The following is a 5714-nucleotide window of genomic DNA, read 5'->3' as shown; positions in this document are numbered from 1 at the left end:
TAGAGTCTGTCAGACCTACGTTGAAACGTATCCTGCATGCCTGAGATAGGCGGCGCATTCGTGCGGGCTGAACGCCTTGAGAGCTTCGCCGACGCGCCGCCATGTCGCCTCGACGCTACGCTCGTCGGCCTTGCGCAGCAGGGTCTTGAGTTTGGCGAACATCATCTCGATCGGATTGAGGTCGGGGCTGTAGGGCGGCAGGAAGAACAGATGGGCGCCGGCGTCGCGGATGGCGCTGCGCGCCGGCTTGCCCTTGTGGCTGCCGAGATTGTCGAGGATGACGATATCCCCGGGGTTGAGGGTTGGCGCCAGGCATTGCTCGACCCAGGCGGTGAAGGCAATGCCGTTGATCGGGCCGTCGAGCACGAAGGGTGCGACGATGCGGTCGTGACGCAGCCCGGCGAGGAAGGTCAGCGTCTTCCAATGGCCATGCGGTATTCTGGCGATCAGCGGCTGGCCGCGCTGACACCAGCCGCGGCTGCGCGTCATGTTGGTTTTGACCCAGGTTTCGTCAACGAACACCAGGCGGCGCGGATCAAGTCGATGTTGATGGGTCTTCCAGCGGCTTCGGAAGCGCGCCACCTTCGGCCTGTCCTGCTCGCTGGCGATCAGCGTTTTTTTTAAATGTCTTGCCTTCGCGGCGCAGAAACCGCCAAACGGTGTCATGCGAGACATCGATCCCGGCCGCCTTCAGATCGGCGGCAAGCGCCCGCACCGTCCAATCGGTTTTGGCCGCCAGTCGGCGGTGAACCTCATCGGCCGCCGCGCCCCGCAGCATGGGTTTGACATGGCCCCCCATCTTGGCCGGCGCCAAACCGCGGCCGGACCGGTCGAGCTGGCCGATCCGCACCGCCGTCGCCGCCGATATCCCAAAGCGCAAGGCGGCCGCCCGCACCGTCATGCCTCCGGCCAAAGCGGCGGCGACGCGCTGGCGTAAATCAAGAGAAAGAGGTCGCGCCATCATTGCTGGCCTCCTCACCAGCAATGATCTTGAATCACAATCCCAACAAAAAGGGAATCCTGTTTCGATTCAGCTTAACGCTGACCGACTCTAAAGCGCGTCGCATTCAATTGGAGCTACGCGACGCGCTTTAAGTTCTTTGGTTGCATGCATGTCGTTGTCCCGATACCGCTGCACACTTTCGGGCGACAAGCATTAGTCTAGAGGGACTTCGACAGGCCGATCTTCTCCAGATCGGTCTCCAGGATTGGATCGAAATCGAGCTTCCGCCAAAGCTGTCGATATCCAAGGTTCTGATAGAGCCGAAGGGCTCGTTCGTTTGCTGCAGCGACGTGGATCCGCGCCTCGGTGTGTCCCCGCTCAGCGATTTGCGCTTCAAGCGCAGCTATGAGAGCCGATCCGGCACCCCGCCCTTCAAAGGCGGGGGATACCCAAATATCGCTGATCGTGTCGTCTTCGTGCTCGCAAGCGCCGAGGCCGGCGAGTTCGCCATCGATTTCGGCGATCAACACACGCGAGCCAAGTTCCCTGAGGAAAGAAAGGAACGGGTTGCTTCGTTCGATCTTCACGGCAACTGGCGCCGGCACAAGCGGCTTTATTCCCTTGCACCAGGCGGATAGACCAATCTGAGCAAGAGCTTCCATCTCGTGTGGCATGGCGGAGCGGATTACCGGCATTTCGGATTTTCCTTGTGAAACGATTAGGGCTTGGCTCGCCTAGAAGGCGAGCCGCAGGTCCCTGCGCCCTTCCATGACGTACTGATCTTATTGGCCTTTCGCCCGCTGTCCAAACGGCATTTGCGGCTCCGGCATTTACCATGGCGGCAGCGCCGACTACTCGAACCCGGTCTTCGAGCGCCTGTTTGCATTGTCTTCGCCGTCGAGTCGCATTATCTGACTTTGAAGACATTTCATGAGGAGTCCGAAGAATGCGGAACGACGACGAACAGGAAGAAAAGAAGACCGAATTGCCGCTCGGCAAGGAAACGGAGGCGAACCTTTTCAAGTCGCGTTCGATTTTCATCTACGGGACGATCACGCAGGAACTGGCGCAGAAGGTTTGCTCGCAGCTCGTGGCGCTCGCTTCCGCCAGCGATGACGATATCCGCATCTTCGTCAATTCTCCCGGCGGCCACGTCGAGTCCGGCGACAGCATTCACGACATGATCAAGTTCGTGAAACCAAAGGTCTGGACGATCGGCACCGGCTGGGTAGCCTCCGCCGGTGCTCTGATCTATGTCGGTCCGCCGAAGGAGCGGCGCCTTTGCCTGCCGAACACGCGCTTCCTGCTGCACCAACCGTCCGGCGGCACACGCGGCATGGCCTCCGATATCGAGATCCAGGCACGCGAAATCCTCAAGATGAACGAGCGCCTGAACAAGATCTTCTCCGCAGCAACCGGCCAGCCGGTCGAAAAGATCGCCAAGGATACCGACCGTGACTATTGGCTCGGAGCGGAAGAAGCGAAGGAATACGGGCTCGTTTCGCGGATCATCACGTCGATCGCCGACGTCTGAGCGCGATAGGGCACAATCACACGAAAGGCATCGGCCGCGCGCCGGTGCCTTTTTCTTTTCTTTGCTCTCGCATTCGCGGGTGAAGCGGCTCCGGCTATATCGGCGCCGTCTCCCTTGCCCCGCCGCGCCAAGCCGTGTATAGGCTTTCCCCATGAAACAGGCCAAGGCACACAAGATCGCAGCGATCTTCCCCGGACACGATGACAATCGTGCGCCGTCTCGCGCCTTCGCCTCGCTTCTTCTTCTCGGCCTTATTCGCGGTTGCCGGGTTCGCTGAGGAGCGCCCGGCGGCCGAAAAGCCTAGCCGGCAGATGCTCCTCGAATCCCAAGAGTGCTGAAACAAAAGGCACGGCCCCGCGGCGTTAGCGATCGCAATGTCTCCGATGATCGGCTATTGCATCTGGCAAGCCACGCTCCAGTGACGAAGAGAAGCTGCACATGATTCTGAAATCGCATTCCATCAAAACCGGCATGCCCGAGGCGGCGGTGAAATATCAGCCTTACCCGCAGATCGCGCTGACGGACCGGACCTGGCCGTCCAAGACCATCACGCAAGCGCCGATCTGGTGCTCGGTGGATCTGCGCGATGGCAATCAGGCGTTGGTCGATCCGATGGGGCACGACCGCAAGTCGCGTATGTTCCATCTGCTGGTCGACATGGGCTTCAAGGAAATCGAGATAGGTTTCCCGTCCGCCTCGCAGACCGACTTCGACTTCGCACGCTGGTGTGTGGAGGAGGGCAATGTCCCCGACGATGTATCCCTGCAGGTGCTGGTGCAATGCCGGCCGGAACTGATCACCCGCACGTTCGAGGCGCTGCGCGGTGCCCATAGGCCGATCGTTCATTTCTACAATTCGACCAGCGAGTTGCAGCGCCGCGTGGTGTTCGGCAAGGACGTCGCCGGCATCAAGCAGATCGCGACCGATGCCGCCAAGATGATCACCGACATGGCGGCGAAGGCCGGCGGCGGCTATCGCTTCGAATATTCGCCGGAAAGTTTTACGGGCACCGAGCTCGAAGTGGCGCTGGAGATCTGCAACGCGGTCACCGAAATCGTAAGGCCGTCGCCGGACAACAAGCTGATCATCAATCTGCCCTCGACTGTCGAAATGGCGACACCGAACATCTACGCCGACCAGATCGAGTGGATGTGCCGCAATCTCGACAATCGCGAAAACCTGATCATCTCGCTGCATCCGCACAATGACCGCGGTACCGGCGTCGCCGCAACGGAGTTGGCCCTGATGGCAGGCGCCGACCGCGTCGAGGGAACGCTCTTCGGCAATGGCGAGCGCACCGGCAACGTCGATGTGGTGACGCTGGCCCTGAATATGTTCACGCAGGGCGTCGACCCAATGCTCGACTGCTCGGACATCGTGCGGATCAAAGAAGTCTACGAATATTCGAACCAGATGGTCATTCCCGAGCGCCACCCCTACGTCGGCGAACTCGTCTACACGGCTTTCTCCGGATCGCACCAGGACGCGATCAACAAGGGTATGAAGGCGATCAAGCAGGCCAACAAGCCGCTCTGGGAAGTGCCTTATCTGCCGATCGACCCGCGTGATGTCGGCCGCAGCTACGAGGCGATCATCCGCATCAACTCCCAGTCCGGCAAGGGCGGGATCGCCTATATTCTGCAGGAAGACTACGGCATCAACCTGCCGCGTAACCTGCAGGTCGAGTTCCGCGAGGACATCCAGCGCATCACCGACGAAGAGGGCAAGGAGCTGCCGTCGAAGCGCATCCATGCCCGCTTCCTCGAGCGTTACGTGGAGCAGCCACACGCCCGGCTGAAATTCGTTGACCACCACACTTATCCGGTCGGTGAACACAAGGGCCTGCGCGTCGTTGCCGCGGAGATCACAGACAAGGGCGAGACCAAGCGGATCGAGGGCAAGGGCACCGGCCCGATCGACGGCTTCATCAATGCGCTGTCGATCTATCTCGGCATCGAGCTTTCGGTGGCCGACTACTCGGAGCACTCGCTGCAGCATGGTTCGAATGCCGCGGCCATTGCCTATGTCGAGGTCGAGTATCCCGGCGGCACGCTGTTCGGCGTGGGCATCAATACCAATATCGTCGCTGCCTCGCTGGAAGCGATCGTTTCGGCGGCCAACCGGGTGCTGGAGATGAAGGCGGTATAGGACCGCCAACATCAGCCTATGCAGAAAAGCCGCGCCGGTTCTCTTGGACCGCGCGGCTTTTTCGTTTTTAGAGTCTGTCAGACCTACGTTGAAACGTATCCTGCATGCCTGAGATAGGCGGCGCATTCGTGCGGGCTGAACGCCTTGAGAGCTTCGCCGACGCGCCGCCATGTCGCCTCGACGCTACGCTCGTCGGCCTTGCGCAGCAGGGTCTTGAGTTTGGCGAACATCATCTCGATCGGATTGAGGTCGGGGCTGTAGGGCGGCAGGAAGAACAGATGGGCGCCGGCGTCGCGGATGGCGCTGCGCGCCGGCTTGCCCTTGTGGCTGCCGAGATTGTCGAGGATGACGATATCCCCGGGGTTGAGGGTTGGCGCCAGGCATTGCTCGACCCAGGCGGTGAAGGCAATGCCGTTGATCGGGCCGTCGAGCACGAAGGGTGCGACGATGCGGTCGTGACGCAGCCCGGCGAGGAAGGTCAGCGTCTTCCAATGGCCATGCGGTATTCTGGCGATCAGCGGCTGGCCGCGCTGACACCAGCCGCGGCTGCGCGTCATGTTGGTTTTGACCCAGGTTTCGTCAACGAACACCAGGCGGCGCGGATCAAGTCGATGTTGATGGGTCTTCCAGCGGCTTCGGAAGCGCGCCACCTTCGGCCTGTCCTGCTCGCTGGCGATCAGCGTTTTTTTTAAATGTCTTGCCTTCGCGGCGCAGAAACCGCCAAACGGTGTCATGCGAGACATCGATCCCGGCCGCCTTCAGATCGGCGGCAAGCGCCCGCACCGTCCAATCGGTTTTGGCCGCCAGTCGGCGGTGAACCTCATCGGCCGCCGCGCCCCGCAGCATGGGTTTGACATGGCCCCCCATCTTGGCCGGCGCCAAACCGCGGCCGGACCGGTCGAGCTGGCCGATCCGCACCGCCGTCGCCGCCGATATCCCAAAGCGCAAGGCGGCCGCCCGCACCGTCATGCCTCCGGCCAAAGCGGCGGCGACGCGCTGGCGTAAATCAAGAGAAAGAGGTCGCGCCATCATTGCTGGCCTCCTCACCAGCAATGATCTTGAATCACAATCCCAACAAAAAGGGAATCC

General features: G+C 61.0%; 5 protein-coding genes. 2 read left to right on the top strand and 3 right to left on the bottom strand.

The window, feature by feature from the left end; translation table 11 throughout:
• Positions 1–15: 15 nt before the first annotated feature.
• Together GHK62_RS08410 and GHK62_RS08405 are read right to left on the bottom strand one after the other, a co-directional pair.
• Positions 16–961, bottom strand: a protein-coding gene (locus tag GHK62_RS08410) for an IS630 family transposase (protein WP_167528167.1) whose coding sequence is annotated in 2 segments (ribosomal slippage) — positions 16–621 and positions 623–961 — 945 coding nt in all. Because the reading frame shifts where the segments join, the coding sequence is not laid out codon by codon here.
• A gap of 200 nt (positions 962–1161) precedes the next feature.
• Positions 1162–1638, bottom strand: coding sequence for a GNAT family N-acetyltransferase (locus GHK62_RS08405; RefSeq protein ID WP_153438056.1), 477 nt, complete (start codon positions 1636–1638; stop codon positions 1162–1164).
• A gap of 251 nt (positions 1639–1889) precedes the next feature.
• Between GHK62_RS08405 and GHK62_RS08400 the strand changes: the two genes are divergently transcribed.
• Together GHK62_RS08400 and leuA are read left to right on the top strand one after the other, a co-directional pair.
• Positions 1890–2477: an ATP-dependent Clp protease proteolytic subunit gene (locus tag GHK62_RS08400; protein WP_153438054.1), complete on the top strand. Its 588-nt coding sequence runs from the start codon at positions 1890–1892 to the stop codon at positions 2475–2477.
• Between the two features lie 438 nt (positions 2478–2915).
• A complete protein-coding gene (gene leuA / locus GHK62_RS08395; protein ID WP_153438052.1) occupies positions 2916–4625 on the top strand; it encodes a 2-isopropylmalate synthase in 1710 nt (569 codons plus the stop codon).
• A gap of 83 nt (positions 4626–4708) precedes the next feature.
• Here leuA and GHK62_RS08390 read toward each other — a convergent pair.
• Positions 4709–5654, bottom strand: a protein-coding gene (locus GHK62_RS08390) for an IS630 family transposase (RefSeq protein WP_167528167.1) whose coding sequence is annotated in 2 segments (ribosomal slippage) — positions 4709–5314 and positions 5316–5654 — 945 coding nt in all. Because the reading frame shifts where the segments join, the coding sequence is not laid out codon by codon here.
• Positions 5655–5714: the final 60 nt, after the last annotated feature.

The sequence above is a fragment of the Sinorhizobium terangae genome (assembly GCF_009601505.1).
Lineage (GTDB): Bacteria > Pseudomonadota > Alphaproteobacteria > Rhizobiales > Rhizobiaceae > Sinorhizobium > Sinorhizobium terangae.
This window is presented reverse-complemented; position numbering and strand designations above follow the sequence as displayed.